Source organism: uncultured Pontibacter sp. (genome assembly GCF_947502515.1).
Taxonomy (GTDB): Bacteria; Bacteroidota; Bacteroidia; order Cytophagales; family Hymenobacteraceae; genus Pontibacter.
This window is the reverse complement of the sequence record NZ_CANNAI010000004.1, coordinates 348,080-373,698: the sequence shown is the minus strand read 5'-3', so window position 1 is coordinate 373,698 and position 25,619 is coordinate 348,080. Positions and strand designations below refer to the sequence as shown.

Annotated in this window: 26 protein-coding genes and 3 tRNA genes; 8 read left to right on the top strand and 21 right to left on the bottom strand. The window is 49.2% G+C overall.

What is annotated here, in order from left to right:
• Position 1 precedes the first annotated feature (1 nt).
• The 12 genes from Q1A54_RS12855 to Q1A54_RS12800 form a co-directional block, all read right to left on the bottom strand.
• Positions 2–397, bottom strand: coding sequence for a hypothetical protein (locus Q1A54_RS12855; protein ID WP_299988710.1), 396 nt, complete (start codon positions 395–397; stop codon positions 2–4).
• A 15-nt stretch (positions 398–412) separates the two neighbouring features.
• Complete coding sequence (locus Q1A54_RS12850; protein WP_299988708.1) at positions 413–1,861, bottom strand: hypothetical protein; 1,449 nt, start codon at positions 1,859–1,861, stop codon at positions 413–415.
• A gap of 12 nt (positions 1,862–1,873) precedes the next feature.
• Complete coding sequence (locus Q1A54_RS12845) at positions 1,874–2,446, bottom strand: hypothetical protein (protein WP_299988706.1); 573 nt, start codon at positions 2,444–2,446, stop codon at positions 1,874–1,876.
• A 69-nt stretch (positions 2,447–2,515) separates the two neighbouring features.
• The gene (locus Q1A54_RS12840) at positions 2,516–2,668 is read right to left on the bottom strand and encodes a hypothetical protein (RefSeq protein WP_299988704.1); all 153 of its coding nucleotides are present in this window, start codon (positions 2,666–2,668) and stop codon (positions 2,516–2,518) included.
• Positions 2,668–4,755 carry a hypothetical protein gene (locus Q1A54_RS12835; protein ID WP_299988701.1) on the bottom strand — a complete coding sequence of 696 codons (2,088 nt, stop codon included), beginning with the start codon at positions 4,753–4,755 and terminating at the stop codon, positions 2,668–2,670. Before Q1A54_RS12835 ends, Q1A54_RS12840 begins: the two co-directional genes overlap by 1 nt.
• Positions 4,756–4,767: 12 nt before the next feature.
• Positions 4,768–4,989: a hypothetical protein gene (locus tag Q1A54_RS12830; RefSeq protein WP_299988699.1), complete on the bottom strand. Its 222-nt coding sequence runs from the start codon at positions 4,987–4,989 to the stop codon at positions 4,768–4,770.
• Between the two features lie 34 nt (positions 4,990–5,023).
• Positions 5,024–6,199 carry a hypothetical protein gene (locus Q1A54_RS12825; protein ID WP_299988696.1) on the bottom strand — a complete coding sequence of 392 codons (1,176 nt, stop codon included), beginning with the start codon at positions 6,197–6,199 and terminating at the stop codon, positions 5,024–5,026.
• Positions 6,200–6,259: 60 nt separating this feature from the next.
• Positions 6,260–6,979, bottom strand: a complete 720-nt coding sequence (locus Q1A54_RS12820) for a hypothetical protein (protein ID WP_299988693.1) — start codon at positions 6,977–6,979, stop codon at positions 6,260–6,262.
• Positions 6,980–7,023: 44 nt separating this feature from the next.
• Positions 7,024–8,484 carry a phage terminase large subunit gene (gene terL, locus Q1A54_RS12815; protein ID WP_299988689.1) on the bottom strand — a complete coding sequence of 487 codons (1,461 nt, stop codon included), beginning with the start codon at positions 8,482–8,484 and terminating at the stop codon, positions 7,024–7,026.
• The gene (locus tag Q1A54_RS12810; protein ID WP_299988686.1) at positions 8,462–8,962 is read right to left on the bottom strand and encodes a hypothetical protein; all 501 of its coding nucleotides are present in this window, start codon (positions 8,960–8,962) and stop codon (positions 8,462–8,464) included. The genes terL and Q1A54_RS12810 overlap by 23 nt, the downstream gene beginning before the upstream one ends.
• A 103-nt stretch (positions 8,963–9,065) precedes the next feature.
• Positions 9,066–9,650 carry a hypothetical protein gene (locus Q1A54_RS12805; protein ID WP_299988683.1) on the bottom strand — a complete coding sequence of 195 codons (585 nt, stop codon included), beginning with the start codon at positions 9,648–9,650 and terminating at the stop codon, positions 9,066–9,068.
• A gap of 42 nt (positions 9,651–9,692) precedes the next feature.
• Complete coding sequence (locus Q1A54_RS12800) at positions 9,693–10,205, bottom strand: hypothetical protein (RefSeq protein WP_299988680.1); 513 nt, start codon at positions 10,203–10,205, stop codon at positions 9,693–9,695.
• Positions 10,206–10,582: 377 nt separating this feature from the next.
• On the opposite strand from Q1A54_RS12800, the gene Q1A54_RS12795 reads away from it, so the two are divergent.
• Positions 10,583–11,104, top strand: a complete 522-nt coding sequence (locus Q1A54_RS12795) for an HNH endonuclease (protein ID WP_299988677.1) — start codon at positions 10,583–10,585, stop codon at positions 11,102–11,104.
• A 57-nt stretch (positions 11,105–11,161) separates the two neighbouring features.
• On the opposite strand, the gene Q1A54_RS12790 is transcribed toward Q1A54_RS12795, so the two are convergent.
• The 3 genes from Q1A54_RS12790 to Q1A54_RS12780 all read right to left on the bottom strand — a co-directional run bounded on the left by Q1A54_RS12790 (position 11,162) and on the right by Q1A54_RS12780 (position 11,753).
• Positions 11,162–11,235, bottom strand: a tRNA-Arg gene (locus Q1A54_RS12790).
• 239 nt (positions 11,236–11,474) lie between these two features.
• A tRNA-Pro gene (locus Q1A54_RS12785) sits at positions 11,475–11,548 on the bottom strand.
• 118 nt (positions 11,549–11,666) lie between these two features.
• Positions 11,667–11,753: transfer RNA gene (locus Q1A54_RS12780), tRNA-Ser, on the bottom strand.
• A 320-nt stretch (positions 11,754–12,073) separates the two neighbouring features.
• Here Q1A54_RS12780 and Q1A54_RS12775 point away from each other — a divergent pair.
• From Q1A54_RS12775 to Q1A54_RS12755, 5 genes are all read left to right on the top strand, one after another.
• The gene (locus Q1A54_RS12775) at positions 12,074–13,045 is read left to right on the top strand and encodes a VWA domain-containing protein (RefSeq protein ID WP_299988674.1); all 972 of its coding nucleotides are present in this window, start codon (positions 12,074–12,076) and stop codon (positions 13,043–13,045) included.
• Complete coding sequence (locus Q1A54_RS12770; protein ID WP_299988671.1) at positions 13,042–14,007, top strand: aerotolerance protein; 966 nt, start codon at positions 13,042–13,044, stop codon at positions 14,005–14,007. Before Q1A54_RS12775 ends, Q1A54_RS12770 begins: the two co-directional genes overlap by 4 nt.
• 69 nt (positions 14,008–14,076) lie before the next feature.
• Positions 14,077–14,670, top strand: coding sequence for a TetR/AcrR family transcriptional regulator (locus Q1A54_RS12765; RefSeq protein ID WP_299988668.1), 594 nt, complete (start codon positions 14,077–14,079; stop codon positions 14,668–14,670).
• 49 nt (positions 14,671–14,719) lie between these two features.
• Complete coding sequence (locus Q1A54_RS12760) at positions 14,720–15,232, top strand: acyl-CoA thioesterase (protein ID WP_299988666.1); 513 nt, start codon at positions 14,720–14,722, stop codon at positions 15,230–15,232.
• A gap of 31 nt (positions 15,233–15,263) precedes the next feature.
• Positions 15,264–15,887: an HD domain-containing protein gene (locus Q1A54_RS12755; protein ID WP_299988663.1), complete on the top strand. Its 624-nt coding sequence runs from the start codon at positions 15,264–15,266 to the stop codon at positions 15,885–15,887.
• Positions 15,888–16,037: 150 nt separating this feature from the next.
• Here Q1A54_RS12755 and Q1A54_RS12750 read toward each other — a convergent pair whose 3' ends face one another.
• Genes Q1A54_RS12750 through Q1A54_RS12740 form a run of 3 tightly spaced genes read right to left on the bottom strand, consistent with a single transcriptional unit; the run spans position 16,038 to position 17,274 of the window.
• A complete protein-coding gene (locus Q1A54_RS12750) occupies positions 16,038–16,427 on the bottom strand; it encodes a VOC family protein (protein WP_299988661.1) in 390 nt (129 codons plus the stop codon).
• Positions 16,428–16,457: 30 nt separating this feature from the next.
• The gene (locus Q1A54_RS12745; protein ID WP_299988658.1) at positions 16,458–16,895 is read right to left on the bottom strand and encodes an SRPBCC family protein; all 438 of its coding nucleotides are present in this window, start codon (positions 16,893–16,895) and stop codon (positions 16,458–16,460) included.
• Positions 16,896–16,932: 37 nt separating this feature from the next.
• On the bottom strand, positions 16,933–17,274 hold the full coding sequence (locus tag Q1A54_RS12740; RefSeq protein ID WP_299988655.1) for a zinc ribbon domain-containing protein YjdM: 342 nt from the start codon (positions 17,272–17,274) through the stop codon (positions 16,933–16,935).
• A gap of 210 nt (positions 17,275–17,484) precedes the next feature.
• Between Q1A54_RS12740 and Q1A54_RS12735 the strand changes: the two genes are divergently transcribed.
• Positions 17,485–17,943 carry a PaaI family thioesterase gene (locus Q1A54_RS12735; RefSeq protein WP_299988652.1) on the top strand — a complete coding sequence of 153 codons (459 nt, stop codon included), beginning with the start codon at positions 17,485–17,487 and terminating at the stop codon, positions 17,941–17,943.
• Positions 17,944–18,022: 79 nt separating this feature from the next.
• Here the strand turns inward: Q1A54_RS12735 and Q1A54_RS12730 are convergent, their stop codons facing one another.
• The 3 genes from Q1A54_RS12730 to Q1A54_RS12720 form a co-directional block, all read right to left on the bottom strand.
• The gene (locus Q1A54_RS12730) at positions 18,023–19,354 is read right to left on the bottom strand and encodes a TldD/PmbA family protein (protein ID WP_299988649.1); all 1,332 of its coding nucleotides are present in this window, start codon (positions 19,352–19,354) and stop codon (positions 18,023–18,025) included.
• 11 nt (positions 19,355–19,365) lie between these two features.
• Positions 19,366–20,997, bottom strand: coding sequence for a TldD/PmbA family protein (locus Q1A54_RS12725; RefSeq protein WP_299988646.1), 1,632 nt, complete (start codon positions 20,995–20,997; stop codon positions 19,366–19,368).
• A gap of 188 nt (positions 20,998–21,185) precedes the next feature.
• A complete protein-coding gene (locus tag Q1A54_RS12720; protein WP_299988643.1) occupies positions 21,186–24,092 on the bottom strand; it encodes a prolyl oligopeptidase family serine peptidase in 2,907 nt (968 codons plus the stop codon).
• 283 nt (positions 24,093–24,375) lie between these two features.
• Between Q1A54_RS12720 and Q1A54_RS12715 the strand changes: the two genes are divergently transcribed.
• Positions 24,376–25,560 (top strand): acetyl-CoA C-acyltransferase, encoded by a 1,185-nt coding sequence (locus tag Q1A54_RS12715; RefSeq protein WP_196115517.1) that lies wholly within the window; start codon positions 24,376–24,378, stop codon positions 25,558–25,560.
• Positions 25,561–25,619 lie beyond the last annotated feature (59 nt).

The following is a 25,619-nucleotide window of genomic DNA, read 5'->3' as shown; positions in this document are numbered from 1 at the left end:
GTTAGAAGGAGATGCGGTTTTGGCCGTACTCGGATGCTACGGTCAGCTCCAGGCTAAACAGCCTGTTGATGGTGTCTATCTTTTGGTTCCGGTCGATGGCATTTACCTGCCTGCCGTTCACCTGGATATAAGGGCTTTCCATCAGGTCTTCCATCCAGGCAAACTCCGCTTCTGTAAACCAGGGAGAATAGTAGGTTACTGACTTACTTGAATCGACATTGTAGGTTCTGGTAGTATTGCCGGATTCGTATGTCTGCGCCTTGCCCTTTACCTCAATGTCCTGGAAACGGGTAAACAACACCGTGTCAAGACCGCCCTTCCTGTTGAGGAAGGTAATCTTGACCGGCGCGTCCAATGCCCTTGTCAGGCTGAAGCTCTTTGTTGTCGTTATCTGCATTGTAGTGGGTTGTCTTTATTGGATTTGTCCGCCAGGGCTTGCCAGGTAGATGTTGAGTATTCTTCCGTCCGTACCCACTTCGAACACCATTCCAATGTCGATCTTGTAGAAGCCGCGCACCAGGTTGTAATTTCCTGCTGGGCTGGTGTAGGTCAGCTTACCTGATTCTAATGTACCGTCATCCGTGTAAAGTGCTGAAGGGTAGAACGTGTCGTTGTTCGCGTCATTAAAAGATAAATGTCCGTAAGTAGTATAGCCTGCGAATATTTTCGGCTGCTCGTTAAGCGTACATACAAGACCGCTCTCAGCCCCTGTCTTGGCGCTGTTGAATGCATTCTGATCTGCTTCCGCCTGGGAGTAGTAGGACTCACCGTAACCGTTGACTGTCTTCTGTCCTGAATATCCTGTTGGACAGTAAGCGGTATAAGTATAGGTGGCGGTGTATTTGGTCGGTGGAGGCGTACACACAAGACCCTCCTGCGCCATTGCGATAGCCGCTGTCCTTGCCTTCTGCTCGGCATCGGTCTGTGAAATGTTACTCGTTCTGGTGGCGGTAGCCATTGAGCTTCCCTCCACTCCGTTGGTACAGTAGACAGTCTCTGTTACAGTGGCTGTGTAGGTTCCTGGTCCAGTGCCGTTGTTCTCGCATACCAAGTTCGCCGCTGCCAATGGGTTGGCTATATCTTCCGCCTTTATTTCCGCGTCATAGAATGAAACGGTACTGTAACCAAAACCTGTGGCCTGATGGCCTCCGGTCTCTCCAACGTTAGCGCAGATATGGTAAACTTCTCTTAACGCGGTGTGGACCTTGTTATCAGCCTCCAACCAGACCGTAAAGTTGCTGTGTGCTTTGTTCTGCAGCTCAGGTTTCACGTTGAACACGTATACCCCGGCTGACGGAATAGATGCGCTGATGGTCTGCACCTCAGTCACATAGTTAATCTTTACTTTTACCTCGTTGGGTGCTGTGAAAAGCACTGGTAGGTAGAGATTATTCCCGCTCGGCTGGCTTGGGGTGATGTCGGTCAGGAACTGCACCGGTACATCATAATTGACTGTCAAATCCGCTACCGTTACGCTGCCGTCAAATGGCAAAGCAGCTCTCAAAACATAGAAATTGCAGGAAGTGTACAGGTGTTTCTTTACCTGCTGACGGTTGACCATCTTGATGAAGCCCGCTTTGATGGAATAGCCTTTCATTGCGGTGTCGTCCTTCTGCATAAAACGGGTCGGGTCGTAGGGCATTACCTCGTTGAAAAGGGTGCGCAGCGTATGGCTCACGTCAAAGGTGGCGCGGCCGGTACCAGATCCGTTTTTGATAAGGGTCGTCAACAGGCTTCCGTCTGCTTTCAGGATGTCCACATAGAACAAATCGCCCACAGCGTAATTCTCGTAGTTAAAACCCCATTCTATTTTGTTGAAGGCGGCCTCGACAATCCTCGGCCTCTTGATTAGTGTAAACAAGTTATTGCGTAGTTATTTCTTGTCGCTGAAGCTGAACTCAACGATTTGGATGATCTCGGGAATCATTATCTCGTCGATCACCTGGGAGATAAGCTGCTCTGTGAAGTCGAGCGATGCCTGTATGAATGGGCGGGCCTTGATGCCGTTTTTGTAGATACTTTGCTGGATGGCCCAGGCGGTGGAGTTAATGGAAGCAGCCGAAGTCTTCCTGTACTTTCCTGAGCGCTTGTCGCGCCCTAGTATACGGTAGCGTTTCAGCCACTTTATGATGGCCTGTATCGGCACTTTCTTAGCAAGCGGCTTTCTGCCCTGTTCAATATAGTAGGCTTGCTCTGGGAGCGTTATTTCAACCCCGTCTGTCGTGAATTCCACTTCGGTGCTGTTGACAAAACCGCCCCTGCCGTCTTTTCTGAACTTATGTCTGCCACCTTTCTCTGCCTCGGCGATGATGAATTCCTTTATCTGCTTGGCCAATTCGAACAGCTCGCCGTCCAGGTAAGTTTTCAGCTCCTGTGGCGTGAATAGCTTACCGGATCCCTTGCCCCTGCGGACTCTCTTAATCCTACCGTACTTAGATTCGCTCATCAATTTATATATGTCCCCGGCAGGTTTTTATTTAAACAGAAAGAGCTCCCTGTAAAGGAGCTCTTTGGTTTAAAACACACTGCTTGTTTCCTGGCTGCCGCCACCCTCTGCCAGGTAGCCGGAAACGTCCAGGCCGATGCCCGTTATTTCCCCTATCTCGTGGGCGGCGAGTGGTTCTGTCTCTAAGACAAAAGCCACATCGTAGATGATGTCCTCGACCATTAGCTTACGGACAGTACCGCTTTGATTTTTATACCAGCTGGTAGACCAAGCGCCTTGTAGCGGATGTAGTTGCCTACCCTGTTGGCTGCATTGCCGTTGAAAGGAAGCCAGTTTACGGCATCTGTTGAATACTCCCAAGTACCGAACTCGCTGATGGAAGTGTTGTCAGCCAATACTAGTATATTGGTCTCGACGTTGAACAGCTTGATGGTCATTTCAGGAACCCTGCTACCGTCGAAAAGATCCACCTGGCGGTATGCCATCACATTGTTCTGGATAGAAGTGTGTTTGTTGCTCGGGCTGAAATGTGAGTCTGTGTTGTTATCCTCATAGGTAACCGTCAGACCTTTGATTCTCGCGGTAAGGCACGTCTGGCCCATTACGCGGAAAGTGAACTTGAACTGTATTTTAGTACCTGTTACACCAGCCATATCGCTGTCAGCCTGTATCCATAGACCAGTATTATCATCTATACCAGAAGTGCGGTAGTAGAGGTTGTATGGCTCTGCAGACACACCCAAACGCTCACTGCCTATTCTATTGATAACATCCACATAAACTTTGTCTAGTTTTCGCAGGTTCGGTATGTTGAACACCGGGGTAATGATGTACTGGTCATTAGACAATAAATAATCTGCAGCTATAGGGATAGCGTACATCTGATTAGTAGTATTAACTGCACTCTGTCTGATTGTGTGCATAATGCCATTCTCAACCCAAGACGAGAACGTTGCGGTAGATAAAGATGGGTAGAACGGTGCATCACTGTCAGCGTTTGAACCGTCTATCTGTCTTGCGTCCGATAGGAAGTTGAGGTCGAACTGAGAACCGTCTGTCTTGTACTTACTCACATAACTTCTACCAAGACCTGATGAGTTAACTATAAACGAGTCAATAACACCAGAGTACTCAACACTAGACAGAACAGCACCCGCCATTACAGTCATTGCCCCACCAGCAGGTATCTCTGTCATAGAATCTGACACGTATGTGGTAGAACCGCTGGTTATGTTTGCCAGGTTAATCCTGTACAAACGGGAGTTAGTCACGAAGTAAAGAGATTTCTCCCCAGCACCGGCGCCGTGGTTAGCCGTAGCTATTCTACCGTTGTTGTTGATAGATAGTGTTCCTGTAACCAACTGGTTACCGGTAGATAACACAAGAGCCTCGACACTTTTACCGGCTGTTAGAGTAGTGAGCGGTTGTCTAATGTTGTATTTGAAAACTCTTAGAGTAGTGGAAGAACCGTTGGTACAGTAAACTTCGTGGTTATGCCAGTCTACCATTTCGTCTATAGCAGAGCCGCCTGGTAGTATGTTAGTAACTACCGGTGCATCAGCAAGCCAATAGGTAGCACGTATATTGTCTATTGTCGTAGCGGCTGGTATAGTGGTACCTGCCTGTGTGAAAGTGTCATAGTTTAAGCCTTTAATAACGAACAAGCCGCCATTAGTAGTAACGGAGTTTGAGCAAGCCATTATCACACGGACTTCCTCTATAGTGAATGGTTGTCCCGCTACTTCCTCAACAACAGGCTTGTTCAGCGTCAACTGGTTGTCTGACTCTATGCTTGTTATTTCGTACCAGGCAGTCACATTTCTGTGGTCGATTGTACCGAATCCTATTCTGGAACCAACAGAGAAACCTGCGGTCTTCCAATTTGTACCCACACCAGTCACAGTAGTACCAGATGCTGTAACCTGGCCGGTTGTGTAGTGATATTCAGCTAAGCGTAAACCTCTTGCAGATACGTTACCTGTTACGGGGAATAGCACAGTGATGAAACCTTTCCATATGTAGCTACTAGTATGCTTATTAAACTCATACATAATAACACGTCTGTTAGTAGTAGCGGTAGCGCCGTCCACCAGGAATACGTACTGAGTGTCTTCGTCGTACTCAATAGCGAACGGGAATAGTCCAGCAATAGCCACACTGGCTTCCATAGGTCTGGCTAGTGCCATCGGCATCGGGGTCAGCGTGTTATCTACCTGACGTATGAGGCTTCCTACGGTAATCTTGTCCTTATCGTATACCTGGGTGAGTAAGTCTGGTCTGTTGAACCTTAAATCTTTGTAGCTTTTCATTGTCTTGTTTTTTTAATAGGTAATCGGTATTGTAATCGTCAATGTGTTAGGTAAAAATTCTGCCTGGAACACTTTGATAGTAATAGTGTCACCGTTACAATCCGGCTCTATTATGAACTCCAACAGGGCTATCTCGTCACTGCCCATCGGGTTCCGTTTGCAAATCGCATACTCTACTATGTCCTTCAGTTTAGTGGACAAGAAGCCGCCCATCTCTGTAAAATCAATTCCCATTTCTTATATTATTTTTTGGTAGCAGGCTATCCTCTTAGTCTCTCTTGATGTTTAGGAAGAGCTGTATCTTGCTCAAGGTGGCGGACTCAACGAAGAATTCCAACACGTTTCCGGCGTTTACCTGGATGTCCCAGCCTAACAGGTCCGTACCCAGTTTCTGAGACTGTCCCTGCAGCATCGGCCTATTGTTTCCGCAGATAGAAACCGCTGATTCAAGGGTCTCCAAAGTAGCTTTCTTCAGGTCGAAAATGATGTCGCCTGTGTTCGGACCGATGATGGTATAGGAAAGTATTTTTCCTGCGAAAGGTATCTCGCGGTAGCCTTTACTGCCTGATTTGATTGCCAGTTTACCGCCGTCCACCGTGACGCCTATGGTCTCTGTGGTTTGAGAACTGATAAGGATTTTGTCTTCCAGTTCTGTCTTGGTCGCTTCCAGTCTCGCGTTGAACTCTGTCTGCGCGCCTACTATCCTGGTATTGAATTCTGCTTTGGCTCCGGTTAAATCTGACTTGACGTTGTTTATATTCCCTTCCAGGTCTGACTTAACAGTGCCTATGTTATCCTCCAGGTCTGATTTGGCGACCTGTATCGCGTCTTCCAGAGCCTGTCTTGTAGTTTGTATGCTTGCGTTAAGATGTTGTGATACGGCTTCTAAATCGTCCGTGGAAAGCAGTTCAGGCTTGTTCTTGATACTGTCCCAGAGGATGATGTGCGCATTACCGAATTTCGGAAGGTTCGGGATGTCAATTGACATCAGTCCTGAATTCTTTCTGGCTACATAACGGGGTATGCGAATAGTGAATTCAGCCCTTGTTACGGCCAGGTTGTCCTTACCATAGCTTCGGTACACCAGTTTGCTTGTATAGCCTACCTTGATGCTGCTCGGAGAGAGTGTTTCCAGTTGGTAGTGTATCTCGTCCAGGATTTGCGTTGTCTTGGATAGTGTCAGAATAACCTCTTCCTCGGTTGCATCCTCCGGCATACGGTCGGCGATGTTCAGGTTGATGCTGTAGGTCTCTGAGTTACCGTCTTCCTGTCTGACATCAAAGCCAGTTTCCAGGTAAGCGAGCGGGTACATCGATTCAGTGCCTTCGTCTTCCAGGGAGAGACCGGACTTGAATTCGCTGACGCTGATGTGTGCCTCGCAGGTCACCTTTACCAGGTCCCTGATACCCTTCAGGCCTTGAATCCTGTATATTTGGTTGGACATTTATTGGTTAGTTGTTTTGTTGGTCGAGCTTCTGAAGGCTCTCCTGCATCGTCGCGGTGTCTATCTCGTATTCGAGCTGCGCCAGAACGTCGAGAGTCGGCGTATCATAGACAAGCTGAAGGTTAATGACCGATTGCGCCATTTTGTGAGCCAGCGCCCGCCAGCCCCATTTGCTGTCAAAAGACTGCGTAATTCTTCCTCTTTCGCCTTTATTTCCTTTTCCAGGTTTGAATACAGAAGGGAAGCCTCGCTGTACAATCGCTGCTTGAGCAAAAAAAAACTGTTGATGCGCAGCACCGTCTCAGCGTCCAGCTTTTCAAACAGGCTGGCTCTTTCCTCGAGTATTTTTCCTTTAAGCGGTTTCTCATTCTGCTTTCTGCATAGGATAGCCAGCTTCCAGGTAATGCCCTCCTCAGGCTTATCTTTTGTCTTTTCCTCTATGGTTTGGAAGTCCACGTATTCGCGGAAAGCGGAATTTTCCAAGTCGTTGACGTAGTAGGTCTCACCATCTAACTGGAAGTGCATTACAGGCTCCATATTCTCTACTCCCGTATCCAGGAAATCCAGCTCGTGGAGAATTCTGAAAATAAGTGCCGGATCCTCGTCAACCAGCGTATCGTAAGCCACTCCCGAGAAAACGGAAACGATGCGTACCGCCCTTTCGAGCTGTCCCAGTTCGTCCTGGTTCAGCTTCATCAGCTCTTTGAATTGGCTGAATTTCACTTCAGACCAGCCCTCAGGTAGTGTATAGGATGCTTTGTTGTGCTTGATTGTCTTCATCAATTTATATATGTCGATGAAGGACATCTATTTAATGGATTGCATTAAGAGAATCCGTAGGCGAAAGTCCTGTTGTTAGCGATCAGCTCTTTGATGGCATACACCATTGCGTCCACCATATCGTCATTCTTAGAGTTCGGGAAGATGGTCACCTGGTCCAGAAAAGTGGATGTGTAAGCGCCTTCAATCAGCACAACGCGTTTCGATTCCACGAAGTCAGTGACGCCGTAGGCCCTGTCCTCTTTCGACTCCTTGCCTGGTTGCAGCTCTTTCAGGTTGAAGATTGAGTTCTGTCTCAGCTGCTGTATAAGTGACTGACCGGAAGCCTTGCCTTCTATGTGTATTCTGGTACCTGATGTGGCATACCTGGGTACGTATTCCTTTATGAACTTCATCAGCTCAGGGAATTCATAGTGCTTGGTCTTGACATCCCGGATATAGAGGATATTGCCGACCTTGGCCGCTACTACAATGGCAGTCGGGTCGTTCTTCTTGTTGGAGGTAAAGGCCGTGTCCAGGAAGAAATGCCAGGTTACCTTTTCATTGCTGGTCGCCTGCAGGAATTCCTCAAAAGAGATAATCTTGAAAGACTCCCGCTTGAACATACCGCCGCCAGCAGGTGCCGGTGACTGTAGGTACTGGCCTGCATAGGTATAGGGCTTTTTCTTCAGCTGCGCCAGTCGGCTGTGTCCCAAGCGAACCGGGTCGAATAGGCCGTCCCTGTAGTACTTTTTAAGCTTGGCAGGCTTTACGTCTTCATTCAGCTCTGCAGGCAGGCAGATGTGCTCGAAATGCTCCGGGTACTGCTCCAGCAGGTAGCCAACCAAGTCATCTTCTGAAAGGCGCTGCATTACAATAATCCGTGAACCAACTACGGCGTTGTTTAGTCGGTTCTCAATGGTGTTGTCGTACCAGTTGTGTACGTCTTCGGTCTTGGCCTCTGAATTGGTCTCGTCCGGTTTCTGCGGATCATCTATAATGATGATGTCAGCTCCCATACCTGTGATGGTACCGCCTACGGAAGTGGAAACCCTTGCTCCTCTGGCTGTCGTCTCGAAAGCGGTCTTGTTGTTGGCGTCATCCTTTAGCGATACCTCAGGAAAAAGCTTCCTATACCAGTCTGACTGTATCAGGGTACGGCTGTCCAGGGCAAGCTTAGTAGATAAAGTCGCAGCATAAGAAGCGGTGATGAAACGCATATGCGCATACTTCGTCCACACCCAGGCAGGAAGGCACACAGAAAAGATAAGGCTCTTGGAAGTCCGGGGCGGTACGTTTACAATCAGGTCTCGGTCTTTCTTCTCCCCCCTTGCTATGCGCTCGACTTCCTCCTGTACCCTGTCACATAGGTATTTGATGATAGGGCTGTCAACGTAAGTAGTGTGTGGCTCAAGTACCTTGAAGGCTCTTTTAAAAAACTCGTAAAAACTCTGCTTGCAGATGGCTGCTTCCAGTTGTTCAGCAGTGATGCCCTGGAGCGGATTATTCTGATTCTTCTTGCTCACTTGGGTCTTCAGGGAATTCTTTGCCTACTTCGGTAAACTGCACATCGATTGCATTGCCGGGTAGGTGCGCCTGGAGCTGTAGGAGTACTTCGAGCGGTAAAGCGGACAGGTCTAGCTGAGGTTGGTTGGAGGTAACGTTCTGCTCAATGATAACTCGGTCCAAGCCTTCCAGACGGTCAATCTTGGCTCTTACATCGGCAGCCTCTTTGTATTTACCCTGCTCGTACAATTTGCCATACAGGTCTTCGTACTGGGCTCTGGCTTTGTTAAGCGCCTTATTCCGTTCCTGAGGTGCTGGGTTAGCCAGGTGCTCGTTTACCTTCTTGATATAGTTCTTGGCGTTGCGCTCAGTGTCGTCAAACTGCATAGCGAACTCGCGGACAATCTGCATATACTTCATCCCCTGTATCACCCGCTCATAAGCGAAATCAAACTTCTGCTCGCGTAGGTTCTTGCGTACAGCAGGAGCTGCGTTCATCACAGAGACACCTTTAGTCTTTTTTAATTCTGACATAAATGAAAAATCGAAGAGTCCCGGTTTATCGGTCACTCCTCGATTTATATATGTTCACTCTTCACCTTTATTTGGCAGCCAGGAAGTACTCCTTGTTCGCCTGTACATCCGCCCTTATTGCTTTTACAATCTCATAACAGCGGCTTCTCTTGAAACGGGTGGCCTCTGCCAGCTGGTCGAATGTAAACCCGTCGATGGTGTGTGCTTTGTAGATTGCCGCTTCCTCCTGGTCGTACTTAGAATAGACGTACTCGAAAATCCTGTGGTATACATCAGCGGTGTTGGTGATGATGGGGTCTTCCGAGTATGCAGTATCCTCAATCGTCTGGCTGTGCGTGGAGTTGATGGGGATATACTTATTGTTATGGAAGTCTTTCTGCCTCTTCATTCCAGAGTTTTTAAATCTGTACCAGAAAGACTTGGTGATGTAGTTCCTGACATCGTTCCAGCAGGTAATCACTACGCTGCTTTCAGGATTAGCCAGTTTCTCGGCGGTGGATACTATAATCTCGTTGAAGCAGTCGTCAATCGTGTCTAAGTCAAGCGTCTTGTCAAATTTGCTTCTTAAGTACTTCAGGCAAATCTTAATCAGGTCTTCTCTTTTGTTATGGACAATGGTAAAAAATTCTTGGGTGGTAAGGCTTGAGTTCAATTTTCATATTCAGGTTCTTTTAGTGCGTGCGCATAGGGTAGTTTAGACAACCGTGTACTGGCTGTAGAAGCTCTTCTGTACATCTGATTCGGCTGGAATATTATACTGCATTCTCAGCGCTCTGTCTGTTGGGAGGTTGAGGACGTACTTGTCAGTCTTACCAGCGGCGCGGTTCATTGTGTATTTCGGGCACGGAATCAACTCAACCTGGATGTCTTGGCACTTAAGCAGGTTGAACAGCAGGCATACGCCGTCATTGTAGTAGCACTGGTAGATAGGCAATTCTCCTGTCTCCTGGTATCTGCCCATCAGATAGTCGAACTTCTTCTTCTCTATCATTGCAGAAGGGTAGGCAGTTGACGAAACGTCTCTGATTTTGAACTCAGCTACGCACTTCTTACCGTGTGCAGTATAGGTAGCGTCGTGCTGATCGTAGCCGAGAATGTTTGTGAAGCTGAAGTCTGAGAACTTTGGGAACTGGTTTGACTCAGTGTAGTATCTTTCTTTGAACGATGAGTAAACGAATTTTACATTGTTAGAAGTTAAAGTGGTCATTATTAGTGTGTCAGATTTTATTTATATATCTGACTACACCGCTCCCCTTTTGACTTTTTTAATGTTTTTTCAAATTATTTTCTACTAAAAAAAGGGACGTTCAGTGTCTATATGCCTATCCTTTTACGCTTCGCTTTTCTTATCATTTATTTTCATTTATTATTCATCCTTATCCTTTTAACGCTTCGCGTTTGGGAAGACGGGCAATAGGTACCGTTTTCCTGAGATTACCCATATAAGTAAATTGACTACACATCTACCCATCGCAAGGAGTCCGTCGGCCCGCCTCAAAGCGGGTCAGCCGTAAGGCACGAGCGAAATAATTAGACCAACTTCTAATTAAATCAGACTTTGAGTCTTCTCAGCCATATAATGGTATGAGAAATGAATTAGAAATCTGGAAAGACATACCGGGATTTGAAGGCCAGTACAAAGCATCTAACCTAGGGAATGTATGGTCGGTTAAGAATGACAGGCCACTATGCAAGGCAGTTGGCACCTGCGGTTACGAACAGTTAACCTTGATGAAGGAGGGTAAGCAGTGTGGTAGATTTGTTCATCGCTTAGTAGCACAGACTTGGTTACCTCTACCTGAGCACTTGAATGGTAAGAAAGCCATCGTGGACCACATTGACTTTGACCGCACAAACAACAATATAGAGAACCTGCGATGGGTTAGCTACAGTGAGAACCACAGGCACACGTTAGACCACAATAGACACCAAGCGAAACAGGGCGAGGACAACCACTTAGCAAAGCTGACTGAAGAAACTGTATTAGAGATCAGGAAGAGATACGCTACAGGCGGTGTTACGACCAGGAACCTTGCTGCGGAGTTTAATGTAGGACAGGCAGCAATCAGCAAAATATTACTCCGCAAGACCTGGAAACACATATAACTAGAAATAGTACTAAAAGAAAAACCCTTAACTATCTGATAGTTAAGGGTTTAACCGTGATCCGTAATGGATTCGAACCATTGACCTACTGCTTAGAAGGCAGTTGCTCTATCCAGCTGAGCTAACGGACCAGGAAATGTTGGAGTAATTTACGATGTAAAAACTTCACAAATAACTCCACAACTCCAAAAAATGTGCCCCTGTAAGCCTGGATTGAGCCTTGTCCGAACACCGTTTGGATTCGAACCAAAGACCTACTGCTTAGAAGGCAGTTGCTCTATCCAGCTGAGCTACGAGACCAGCGTCCTTGGGAGAGCTTAGCTCTACCCTTAAACAAAAAATTTCGGAATTGCTTCCGAAATTTTTTAAGTCGGGGTGGCAGGATTCGAACCTACGACCTCCACATCCCAAATGTGGCGCGATACCGGGCTACGCTACACCCCGAACTGTGCTTTCAACTCCGGTTAGCGATGTTTGATGTCGCTGTTAATGTTGAACGCGGTGCAAAAGTAAGCGAAGAATTTAAATTGTCAAAACTTTTTCAATTTATTTTTTTCGCTTGCGGAGGAGGGGGGATTCGAACCCCCGGTACCGTTTCCAGTACGGCAGTTTAGCAAACTGCTGGTTTAAGCCACTCACCCACCCCTCCGGGTCTCTCCCTGCTGAAGAGATTGCAAACATACTACATTAAATTTGCCCACACAATAGCACTCGCCAAAATTTTAGCAAATAAACCCGCCTGACATACCTCTAAACTACCTTTTCGAAAACTAACTACTTGATTCTATTCAGCTTTCTGAAGCGAAATTTTTAGAAAAAAATTTAGGCCAGTATTGCCTTTTCAGCTTCTTACCTCTTGCCTCCCCTTCCTGCTATACCTGTATCTGTCGACAAGGCGCCTCAAAAACCCGTTACATTGGCTTTCCTTTCTTATATTTGTCATCGGGCGTTGGCCTGAACCCGCACAACATGACCTGGTACCAAACTTTAACACTGCTTGAAATACTGTTCGGCATTCTCTTTATGGGACTGTACGTCGGTTATCTGTGGCGGGTGCGGAAGGTGTCTGCCTTTTTTGGACAGCGTCCGCATGGTGTTTGGGTGAAGTTTGTGCTGCGACACGCCTATGTTGTGCTGCTGATCATCGCCATACTCGGGCCATCGTTCGGGGCAATGAAAAAGGAAATCAAAACCATTGGCAAGGACATCTACATCGCCGTGGACCTTTCGGCTTCCATGGACGCTAACGACGTGCAGCCTTCACGACTTGAACGGGCCAAGCGCGACATCATCAGGCTCATCAGTCGCTTTAACTCAGACCGCATCGGCCTGATCGTATTTGACTCCGAAGCCTATCTGCAAAGCCCGCTCACCTACGACCAGCAGGCGCTCACGCTTTATACCCAAACCTTACGCACCGGTCTGTTACCACACGGCGGAACCAGCTTTGTACCTGTGCTGGAGATTGTATCTCAGAAATTCGGACAGGCGGCATCGCCGGAGGCAAGTGAGCAAAAGGCCCGCATCCTGGTGCTCATCAGTGATGGAGAAGATTTCGGAGGCCGTACCTCTGACTGGGCTGACAGGCTGCGCGAGCAGAACATACGGGTGTTTGCTTTGGGCATCGGCACTACTGACGGCGCCCAGATACCAGTTGGCAACACCTTCAAAAAGGATCAGCAAGGCAATCCTGTTGTCACCCGTTTACACCCCGAAGGGCTGGAGCAGCTAGCCGAGGCTACCGATGGCGAGTACTTTGAAGTAAACGGCCGCATCAGTGAGGTGAGCCGGCTGATCAACGCCATCAACAACATAGAAGGTGAACTGCGCGAAAGCAAAACCATTGATGTAACCGCCAACAAGTACATCTACCCGCTGGCTCTGGCCTTAGTGCTTATACTGCTGGATGTGCTTATCACCGTTAAACTGCTCAGGATATGAAAGCTCTTCTAGCTGTCATACTATTTATCGGATTCCTGTCGGGAGGACTGCGCACTATCTCGCTCATGAACGAGCATGCAGACCTGGCAGCGGCAGCCTACAAGCGGGGAGATTACATAGAGGCAGTGGCTTCATACGAGTATCTGCTCGAAGATCTCGACGTACAGGATGATCAGGTACGGCTTAACCTGGGGCACGCCTACTTCCGCCTGGGCGAATTACAGAAAGCCCAGCAGCAGTATACCCTGCTGGCCAACCACGCCACCCGCCATATCAAGGCGGTATCGCTGCTCCAACTTGGTGCTATTTCCTCTCAAAGCAAAAAATACAGGCAGGCCCTCTCCTATTTCCGTCAAACTCTGATTATTGAGCCCGGAAACGAGGCGGCCAGGTATAACTATGAGTTGATCAAAAAGCTTCTGGAACAGCGTCCGGACCTGGCTCAGACGGATGAAGAGGATGATCAATTCCCTGCAGACCAGCAGGCAGCCCAAAACCAGCCAAAGCCCCAACAGCAAAAACCGGAGGAGGAAGAGCAGGCAGAACAACCACGCAAGAACCCTGACAGCGAAGGGGACCAGGAAGCAGAAGTAGACAAGCCTGAACGTGACGACCAGGGGCAGCAACAGGAACAAGGAGGAGGGCAGCAGCCAGATAAAGACGGCAGTGACAAACAGTCTGAAAAAACGGAAACAAGTGGCCAGCAGCCCGGCGATACGCAGGGCATGAACCCTGACAGCCAATTTGACCCGAGCCTGCCAGAGCGAAGCCGCAGTGGAGAACCTCTCACTGATGCCGAACAAAGAGCGCAAACCCGAAACAACCGGCTGCAGCAGCTCAACATCAACCCCGAAAAAGCACGCCTGATGCTGGAGGCGATGCGCAGCGCAGAGCAGCAGTACATCCAGCAACTCCCCAAAAAAGCGACACGCAAGCCAGATCCTACCAAGCCGGATTGGTAAGCCACGATTTGGAAATTAAAAACCGATTGGTTTATTTTGCGTATTCAATTCTGAATGATGCAAACAGCCTTGTCTAAAGCAGAACGTACACGCCAGCTCATCATAGAGCGGTCCGCCCCTTTGTTCAATCAGATGGGCTATGCCGGTACGTCGATGCAGGATATCATGACAGCCACCGGGCTGACGAAAGGAGGCATCTACGGACATTTTGAGAGCAAGGAAGAGATTGCCCTGGCTGCTTTTGAACATGCGGCTGGCATCATCACCCGCATGATCGGCGAGCGAATAGCAGCTAAAGAGAGTGCTTCAGATAAGTTGAAGGCGATCCTGCAGTTCTATAAAACTTACCTTTTTTCGCCTCCCGTGCAGGGTGGCTGCCCTGTTCTGAACACAGCAGTCGAAGCGGACGACACTAACCCGCTCCTAAGGGCCAGTGTTGTGAAAGTGCTCAACCGTCTGCACAAAGCGGTTGCCAACATTGTGATGCAAGGTATAGAGCGGGGAGAGTTCAGACCTGAAACAGACCCACAGAAGTTTTCTATTCTGTTAGTGAGTATGGTTGAAGGCGGCATCATGCTTTCAAAAGCTTATGGCGACAACAAATACCTCAACACGGTTATTTCACAGCTGGAGTATATGCTCGAGTCTGAATTGCAAACCTGATTTTTTTTTAATATAAAAAAACCAATCGGTCTTTTTTAACCTATTCATTATGGAAAAAAATTATAGCAAAATACTGGAAAGCAAGGCACTGATCCGCTTTGAAGATTGTGATCCTTTCGGTCACCTGAATAACGGCCGCTACATTGATTATTACCTGAATGCTCGCGAAGATCAACTGCGCGACAACTATGGCCTGGACATTTACGCCATGGGGAAAACGACGGGCAAAGCCTGGGTAGTAGCCTCTAACCAGATTGCCTACCTGCGCGAAGTGAAGTTCATGGAAACGGTTACCATCAAAACCTGCCTGCGCTGGTACAGCGGCTCTGACCTGATGATGGAGGGTCAGATGGTAGACCCGGAAACAGGAGCGATCATCTCTGTCATCTGGACACGCTTCGCCTACATCGACATCCGCAAGGGCCAGAAAGCGGAGCACAGCGAGGAACTAACTGAGCTGTTCGGAAAAGTGGCTGTACTGGGAGAAGGGAAACTGGCAGAATACTTTGAAGACCGTGTAAAAGAGCTGCGTATGGCAGCAGTGGCTGCATTAGAAAAATAAAGTCTTATTTTTGCAGCACAAAATACAACCTATGAAAGAGAACCTTGCGAAAGTGCTGGAGGTGCTAACCCTGGCAGAGAAGATCAAATTTGAGATGCGCCATAGCTGGCTTTCCAATGGTAGGCAGGAGAGCGTGGCGGAGCATACCTGGCGCATGAGCCTGATGGCTGTTTTGTTGGAGCCATACCTGGAGCAGCGCGTTGACATGGCCAGGCTGCTCAAAATGATCATCATTCATGACCTGGTAGAGGCCGAAGCCGGTGATGTGCCTGCTTTCGATATTGTGAATGAGGAAACCAAACTGCTAAAGCAGCAGCGTGAACAGCAAGCCATTCTCAACCTGCGGGACCAGTTACGCGAATCAACCGGGCAGGAGATATATGAGCTGTGGTATGAGTTTGAAGAAAAGGAAACGTATGAGGCAAAAGTAGCCAATGCACTCGACAAATTAGAGGTACAGATTCAGCACAACCACGCCGACATCAGCACCTGGATTGAGATTGAGCGGGAGTTCGTTTTCCTGATGGGTCGCCACACCTCGTTTGACAAAGGGCTGGAGGAGTTCAGAGCCTTGATAGAGGAAATGGCCATTCTGAAAATGGAGGCCGCAGGCATCTGTGCTACGACTGTAAAACAAGGTATGCCTGCCCGGTAAAAAAGTAGCTAAACAATAATTTCTGACCCGGCCACAACATAGTTTTGGATTAGGAGTATAAGGAGTTCATAGCACAAAATATAACTATGAAAAACGGGCAGCTAGTAGTAGCTGCCTTTGTTTTTTTTTTTCAGCTACTGTTGTTCGTGTTCAAAGCTTTACATCAGGAGTATAAGCCACCTCCAGCACGAAGCCATTCGGATCCCGAAAATCGACGGTATAATAACTTGCACTATAGTGTGGCATCTCCTGCGGTCCACGTATGATAGCAGCATTTTGCTTCCGAAGCCACTCCCCTACCTGATCAACCACCTCCCTGCTTATGGCATGAAAGCAGATATGCCGCACACCCAGGCTGTCACAGAACTCAACCGGCATTTGCTTGAAGTAGATTTCGTGCTGGCCGCAGCTAAAGGATGTTTCGTTGAGCGCGTACCAGCCAATCATTGGGAATAACTTTCCATAGAAAAGCACCGATTCCTTCAGGTCTTTCACCCAAAACTCGATGTGGTTGATGCCGGGGCCGTAGGGGTATTCCATCTCAGAGGCTGCTTTAGTCAAGGTATATGATCAGCTGTTTTCCAGGATTTCCTTTAGCTTTTTCAGATCTTTGATATTGGCTCTGCGCATCATGGTTGCCATAAAGGGAGCAAACACTTTAGAGAACCCGGAGGGCTGCCCGGCATTGCGCAGGGTCATGTGTGTGCGGCCAGCATCGATTGCCTCCCAGGTATAGGTGGTTTCCATCGGGAAAGGTCCTTCAGAAGTTCGCATCACCATTTTTTGCCCCGGAACATAGCTGATGATTTCGTAGGTATAGGCAAGCTTTCTGCCCAGAAAGTGAGCGAAGAAAGCGACCTGCGAACCGACAACCAGGGGTTTCGACTTCTTCCATTCCACCGACTTGATATTATCATACCACACCGGCGCATTATCCGGATCCGCAGCGTAAGCCGACACTTCGAAAAGAGGTCTGTTAATGTCTATTTCGGTGAAGATATCTACCATACAATGCTGCCCCCTGCTCAGCAACAGACCAAACTGCTTAAGCTTTTCTTACAAACTCTGATTTCAGTCCCATAGAGCCAAAGCCATCGATTTTGCAGTCGATGTTATGATCACCCTCGGTCAGGCGTATATTCTTTACTTTGGTTCCAGCCTTCACCGGCTTAGGAGCGCCTTTCACAGGCAGGTCTTTGATGACAACAACTGAATCGCCGTCTTGAAGTATGTTGCCGTTCGCATCCACTACTTTCAAACCCGCATCCTCTTCCACTTCATTCGGGTTCCACTCGTTGCCACACTCCGGGCAGGCGTAAAGCTCTTCGCTCATGGCGTATCCGTAAGGTGAGCTACATTTCGGACACTGTTTCAATTCATCTGACATAATGGTGTTCTATTTTTATTCTGTTCATGCTTCTGTACAGCAAGCGCGCAATGAAAAGGCAAGTGCATTCCCTATCCATTGCAATTTATTCGGCTATACCTGCAACAAGCGAATATACTAACATTCCTGCAATCACTCCCTTTTCTTTCTTCCACAAAAGCTCAATCGCCTGAGTAGCATTGCGTATACTTGCACAAAAAAAAACACCACATGTCGACCAAACCTGAAACCCATCACCGGAAACTGGAAAGGCTATACCTGAGTGCCAATGTACAGCAGTTGTTCAGCGGCAGCAGCATCGAAGTGTCACATGGCAAGGCTGAGATCAAACTACCAGTCAACTCAAAGTACTTTCACGGAGCGCAGGCCATACACGGTGCTACCTATTTTAAGCTGCTCGATGATGCTGCTTACTTTGCTGTTGCTTCTCTGGTGCCGGACGTGTTTATCGTTACTTCTTCCTTTCAGATCAACTTGCTGCGGCCTGTAAATGCCGGCACCCTAAGAGCCGTAGGTACGGTGCGTTCTATCAGCAAAAATCTCTTTGTGGCAGAAGCAACGCTGTACAACGAAAGAGGTAAAGAAGTAGCCTTTGGGACGGGGCAGTTTATGCGAACGAACCAGCCGTGGGAGAGCCTAGAGCATTACGAATTGGGGTTGAATAAATAAGAATTAGAAACCAAAAAAACCGCCCGGATTGACCGAAGCGGTTTCTTTAGTTTTAGATTAAGTCGTGTTCTATCTAGGCTTAAACAGCGTCTGACAGACTGCTGAACGTAAAGTCACGGACCTTGAGTGGTGGCAAAATATAATTCACGTTCGACTCGCCACTCACCACCCTTTCCGGACGTCCCATTTCCTCCAGGTTGTTCAGCATAATGATCGGACTTTCGTTGAAGCGGAAGTTCTTCACCGGATGCTTTACCTTCCCATTCTCAATTAAAAAAGTACCGTCGCGTGTAAGGCCTGTCAGCAAGAGGGTCTGCGGATCCACAGAGCGGATGTACCACAGACGCGTGACCAGGATGCCGCGTTTCGTGTTTTTGATCATGTCATCGAGCGATGTCTTTCCTCCTTCCATGATCGCGTTGTTCGGCATCGGGATTGACTTTGCCCCTTTGTTTTCTGCCCAGTAGCGTGAGGCATACAGATTTTTTATCACCCCATTCTCGATCCAATTTGTTCGCTCCAGAGGCCGGCCGTCTTCACTCCATGTGGCCGTAGGCAAGTCTGGGTGAGTAGGGTCTGAGTAGATATTCACTTTTGAATCCACAAGCTTTTCGCCGATCTTGGTTTTGCCCCCTGGCTTGCTCATGAAGCTGCGGCCTTCGTCGGCATTGCGTGCATCCATATTAAAGAACATGTTCTCCAGCAGCACTGCTACGGCAGCAGGTTCAAGTATAACTGTATACTTGCCCGGCTCTATGGCAATCGCTTTGGCTGAGCCTTCTGCTTTGTCCATGGCGATTTTGGAAGCTGTGCCCGTGTCCAGTTTGGTGATGTCGTTGTATCCGCGGGATGCGTATCCCGAACCCGTACCTGCTTCGTTTCGCACCGTTACCGAGAACCTTACGTCGGTGCTGGGATGGTAGGCAAACAAGCCTTTGGAATTGAGCATGGCCTGGAAACCGGTATTATGCTGCAAGTAGCCGGCGGCTATAAGCTTGCGTTGGCGGGCGGGCATTATGCTCGCAGCCGCGGCATTGGCGCGTTGCTCGGGTGAGAACGCTGCCGTGCTCTTGAAATAAGCATTGGAGCTGCTGTATTTCTGCGGCCCGAGAATCGGCATGTACTCCGGATTTTCGGGCGCCAGCTGGGCCAGTTCTTCGGAGCGGCGCACGACCTTTTCCAGTGAGGCGTCATCAAATTCATTGATGGTAGCTATACCTGTTTTTTTGCCGAATGCAGATGTCACTACTAAGCTGGTTGTACTATTTTCGCCGCTGGTAGACACAGCATTGTTAGCGTAGCGTATGTTCCCGCTGTCACTGCCCTGCAGGTTCACCACACACTCATCTGCTTTGGAGTATTGCAGCGCCTTCTGCATAATGTCCCGTGCCTGTTGTTCTGTGAATAACATAGTTTGAGAGTTTAGATTTTACGAGCTGTATTGATCACATTCACTCCATTAAAGCGGGTGGTCGCGCTGCCATGGGACACGGAGCTCACTTGCTCTGGCTGGCCTTTGCCGTCGAAGAAGGAGCCGCCCAAGCGGTAGTCACGTTCATCGCAGATAGCAGTACAGGAGTTCCAGAATTCCTGGGTATTACTCTGATAGGCCACATCCCGCAGCTGACCGGCAATCTGTCCGTCTTTGATCTCGTAGAAAAGCTGTCCCCCAAACTGGAAATTGTAGCGTTGCTGATCTATCGAGAAAGAGCCGTCCCCGATAATGTAGATGCCTTTTTTCACATCCTTGATCATGTCCTGCACGCTGAGCGGCGTCTTGCCTGCCGCAAGTGACACGTTCGGCATGCGCTGGAACTGCACAGAGCTCCAACTGTCGGCATAGCAGCAGCCGTGTGATTCCTTCTCCCCAATGATGTGTGCCTGGTCGCGGGTGGCCTGGTAATTCACCAGCGTGCCGTCTTTCACCAAATCCCACTTCTTGGTCTTGACGCCCTCGTCATCGTAGCCCACGGCACCAAGTGAACCGGGCTGTGTCTTGTCTGCAAACAGATTGACGATTTTGCTGCCGTAATTAAAATTCTTTGACTTCCATTTGTCCAGTGTGGCAAAAGAAGTGCCTGCAAAGTTTGCTTCGTAGCCCAGCACGCGGTCGAGCTCCAGCGGGTGTCCCACCGATTCATGAATAGTTAGCCAGAGGTGTGACGGATCAAGCACAAGATCGTATTTGCCTGCTTCCACCGACTTTGCTTTTAGCTTTTCTACAGCCTGCTTGCCGGCTGCAGTGGCGTCTTCCAGCATATCGTAATGATTGCCGTAAAGGGTGGTTACGCTGGCGATCTTGCTCTCTTTGCGCCCATCCAGGTACTCATAGCCCATACCCATCGGCGAACTCAACGACTGACGTGTCTCGAACTTGCCCGTGGCAGGGTCTATGGCCGTAGCGATAAAAATAGGCCAGATACGGTGCACGTCCTGGTCAATGTAAGAGCCATCGGTTGAGGCAAAGTACTTTTGTTCGTTCACCAGAAAGAGAAGCGAGTTCATGTAATTGGCCCCGCTTTTCATAGCAGCATCGTTGACGGCCAGCAACAGATCCGCTTTCTCCTTGATAGGTATAGCCAGGGCGTTTTTCTCGATGGGCGTTTTCCAGCTCACTTCGCCATAGCCCTGCTGCGGCGCCAGCACGACTGGCTGCTCCAATAACTTGGCATTGGCTTTGGCAATGGAAACGGCCTTTTTGGCCATGCTGGCAATGTTGTCACGCGTGATGTTATCGGCAGCTACAAAGCCCCAGGCACCGTCGGCCAGCACACGCACACCGGCACCGTAGGATTCAGTGTTAACGGTGTTCTCCACTTGGTTATCGCGGGTGATCACATACTGGTTCAGGTAGCGACCGATACGTATATCAGCGTATGTCGCGCCACTGGATCGGGCTGCATTCAGTGCGACATCTGCCAGTTCTTTCTTCAGTGCCACATCCATTTGCCCCATCAGGGCCTCCGGCGGCACATGATTCCCCATTACAGGTATAGGCAGCATCAGCGCTCCAGCGCCCATACCTGCCAGGTACATAAAGTCACGACGTTTCAAGCTTCTATTCCATTAGTTAACAGATAGTTGAAACTAAGCAATACCTTTCACAAATACAAATTTTTATTGAATTTAAACTAATAGGTTTAATACTATGCTTATGACGGGATCAGTAAATCATCCCATAAAAAAACAGCGGCCGTTTCTGCAAAGAAACGGCCGCTGTTATAAACTGATTCGGGTATAAATTACTCCTTTGGTGCAGAAGAAACCTGCGGCTCTGTCAGTTCAAAACCATAGTCTTTGCCTTTCAACAAGGTTGGCACACCCTGATCCATCCACTTCGGAGCAGGAGAACCTTTGAGGTAGTGGTCAAAGAACTGCGACATGCGCACCGACAGGTCTTTGCGGTTTTTGCGTTGCATCAGGTTGTGGTCCTCGCCGTTATACACGAGCATCCAAACCGGCTTTTCGAGGCGGCGCAGCGCCATAAAGAACTCAATGCCCTGGTACCACGGCACTGCCCCATCCTGGTCGTTATGCATGATCAACAGTGGTGTCTTCACACGGTCGGCGAAGAAGAGCGGGGAGTTTTCGATAAACTGCATTGGCTTCTCCCAAAGTGTACCGCCAATGCGGCTCTGCGTGCGCTCGTACTGGAACTGACGGCTCAGGCCCGTTCCCCAGCGGATACCGCCGTAAGCACTCGTCATGTTAGACACTGGCGCACCAGCCATTGCAGCCTTGAACATATTGGTGCGGGTCACCATGTAGGCGATCTGATAGCCGCCCCAGCTCTGCCCCTGCAAGGCCATGTTCTTGTCATCCACGAAGCCCTGTGCCACGATGCTCTGTACACCCGGTATAATGCAGTCCATGGCGCTCTCACCCGGATAACCTTCGGTATACACAATGTCTGGCACAAACACGAGGTAGTCGTTGCTTACAAAGTATGGGATGTTGATGGTAGAAGCGCTTGGAGCCGGTACACGGTGGTTGTGTATACCGTCAGAAGAGCGCTCGTAGAAGTATACCAGCATCGGGTACTTCTTTTTCGGGTCAAAATTCTCCGGCTTGTACAACAGGCCCTCTAACGGTATACCGTCCGTCGATTTCCAGCTCACCAGTTCCACCGTTCCCCACAGGTACTCATTCATCTGCGGATTGGCATCACTCAGTTTCTCTACATTGGCAAAGCTCAGGTCAGAGGTATAGAGGTCGTTGTACTCACGGAAAGAGCCGCGGCGGAAGGTGGTGCGGTCGCTGTTTTTGGCTTTGCGCAATGAGGTATAGCCATGCGGTGTCATTACCAGTTTTTCAGGCTGCGCAGTCTTGCTCACATGGTCGCGGAAGAAACCGGCGGACTTATCGGTGGTGTTAAAGGCGCTCAGGTATAGCGTCGCATCGGCAGGTATAAATTTCTCCTCGCTATCGAGTTGCTCGTAGCGCAGGCGCAGTTTGTTGGTGCGGCCATACCTGTCCGTCAGGTTCTCCGGGGCTTTTTTGCCACTCGGGTCCAGCTTCCAGATATCGAAACGGTCGTATACCAGAAAGGCATTATCCTTTTCTACCCAGCCTGCTGCGCCGTAAGAGCCAGGCAGTGCCGGCACATCGTTATCCTCTTCATAGAAAGCCTGGCCTATACCTTTGGTCAGGTTGATGTTGGCGCCGCCTTTGATGTTCATCGCGTGCCAGCTGCTGTCGGTAGGTTCGTACCAGTAAACATATTGACCCTGTGGCGAAAGTCGCGGATAGCCTCTCGTTTCTTTTAGAATCTGCTTTGATGTTCCCTTTTTGAGGTCAATCAGGTAGGCGTCTTTGCGGGTTGGGGTATCGTAGCCGATCGTCACTTTATACTTCTCGTCGCTCACGGCCAAAGCCACATCTGCTTGCCCGTAAGCGTCCAGGTATACATCAGGCATTTCGAGGGTAGCCAGCTGCTGCATTTTCTTGCCGCGTAGGTCGTATAAGGCCAGGAAAGAGCGTTTCTGATCGCGGCTCAGCTGCTTGAGCTGCATCGGCTGGATCAGCGGATCTTTGTAACCCCAGATGTCGAGACTCACTTTCTCCTCGTCGAGTTTAGTGGTGTCTTTTTCAAAACGGGTCGGGCGCGGGAAGGTGCCGAAGAACAGGCGGCGTCCGTCTTCTGAGAAGCGCAGGTTACCATGTTCGCTCACCATCCAGGCAGCTGGCATACCTTTGGTAACCGTATCAGCCAGCGTCACCGCTTTGTTGTCTTTCTTGTTCCAATGGTATAGGTTGAAGTAGCGTATCTCAGCCCCTGTGGAGTCGGTTGTCGCCACATAGGCCAGTTGCTCACCAGCTTTGTCGGTGCTGATGCCTTTGTAAGTCACCTTGCCTGTATCGATCGGCATTACTTTTAGGTCGGCAGTATTGAAAGCGTATACCCCAGCAGTGTGCAGGGAGTCCAGCTCATCCTTCACAAAGTAGAGCATGTTGCCTTTCTCGGAGAACATGTAATCCACTACCCGATCGAAGCGCTGCTCCTGTCCGGTTTGCAGGTTGCGCAGCACCAGCTCCGTACCCTCCGACTTCTTCTGCTTCGGCTTGGCAGCTGGCTTTGCGGCAGCTGTCTTGGCAGGTTCAGCCTTTGGTGCCTCAGGTATAGCGGGCTCAGTTTTAGGATCTTCTTTCTTCGCGGCTTCTTTTTTCGCCGGAAGTGGTTTTTCCAACTGATAGGCCAGCCAGCTGCTGCCTTCCTTTGGCAGTTTAAAAGACTTCACGCGCGGCACTTTTACCACGTTCATGTTCTCCAGCATTACAATAGCCAGGGAGTCTTTGGGCAGGTCGTCGCCTTTTTTCTTTTTCAGCTTAAGCGCACGCACCTTGTTATACTCCGGCTTGATCTGGAACACAGCATAGCGACTGTCGTTCGTAAACTCCGCCTTGGTACCGCGGGAGAACTCACGCATGGCTTTGCTGGCGTAGTTTCGGATGAAGAGGGCGCCATCGCCTTCCTGCGGATCCATGTTGAAGAGCACATACTGGCCATTGTTGGAGAGCTTGTCGCTGCCTACGCCTTTCCAGCTGTCGTACACGTCGTGGGTGAGTGGTTTTTTGGTAGCTTGCTGCTGAGCCTGTGCCTGACTGAGGCCTGCCCCAAACAGCGCCATCAACACTAAGAATTTCTTCATTGTAAAAGGTTTGGCTATTGGTTAGCGGTTTTGATTGGTTTTCTAAATGTACAAATTATTTTGCGGCTGTGGCCGTTATACCTTTAGAGCTCACTTTATAAGGAAGGTTTAAAGGCAGTTAGTTCCGCCACCACTTATGTGTGCCACCAGCCTTCTGAGAAGAAGCGTAACAATTTAGCATTTAAACCATTAAGCTACAAAAGCGGCCATTTACCTAACGATTGTTTGGTTTTCAACCTGAATCCTGATAATTTCACACTATAAAACTATTAGACACAATCTTATGCAAACGAAGGAAGTATATATTATTTCGGCTGTGCGCACCCCGATCGGTAGCTTTGGCGGCGCTCTGGCCAGCCTCTCTGCCACGGAACTGGGTGCAGCCGCTATCAAAGGTGCGCTGGAGAAAGCCGGTGTTGACAAAAGCCTGGTGCAGGAAGTGATCATGGGCAATGTGCTTTCGGCCAACGTAGGCCAGGCTCCTGCCCGTCAGGCTGCTGTAAAAGCGGGTCTGGGTTACGAAGTAGAGTGTACGACTGTCAACAAGGTATGTGCCTCCGGTACAAAGGCAATCATGTTTGCAGCGCAGGCTATCATGCTGGGTCACAAAGATATCATCGTGGCAGGTGGTATGGAGAGCATGTCTAACGTACCTTACTACCTCGACAAAGCGCGCTTTGGCGCGAAGCTTGGTCACGGCCAGATGATCGACGGCCTGATGAAGGACGGTCTGTGGGATGTGTACAACGACTTCCACATGGGCAACGCCGCTGAGAACACAGCCCGTGAAATGAAGATCACCCGCGAGATGCAGGACGAATACGCAACACAGTCTTACAAAAAAGTAGCCGCCGCCGCTGAGGCAGGTATGCTGAAAGACGAGATTGTGCCGGTAGAAATCCCGCAGCGTGGCAAAGACCCGATCGTGGTGTCGGAAGACGAAGAATATAAGAAGGTAAACTTTGAGAAAATAGCTGGTCTGCGCCCTGTATTCGATAAGGCTGGTACGGTAACGGCCGCCAACGCCTCTACCCTGAACGACGGTGCTGCAGCCCTGTTGCTGATGAGCAAAGAGAAAGCTGAGGAACTGGGTCTGAAGCCAATCGCGAAGATTCGTGGTTTCGCTGACGCGGAACAGGATCCGATCTGGTTTACAACAACGCCATCACTGGCTATACCTAAGGCTTTGAAAAACGCCGGTGTATCGCCTGAGGAAGTTGACTTCTACGAAATCAACGAAGCATTCTCGGTGGTGTCGATTGCCAACAACCAGAAACTTGGTCTGGAAGGCGGCAACGTGAACGTATTTGGCGGTGCCGTATCCCTGGGCCACCCACTGGGTGCCTCCGGAGCTCGTATCGTGACTACCCTGTGCAACGTGCTCGACAAAAAAGGCGGCAAGATCGGCGTGACCGGTATTTGCAACGGCGGTGGCGGTGCTTCTGCGCTTGTGATCGAGAAAATGTAATCTCCGCTTTGCGGTATATTTTTTGCAGGAAGCCTTACGTTATTTCGTAAGGCTTCTTT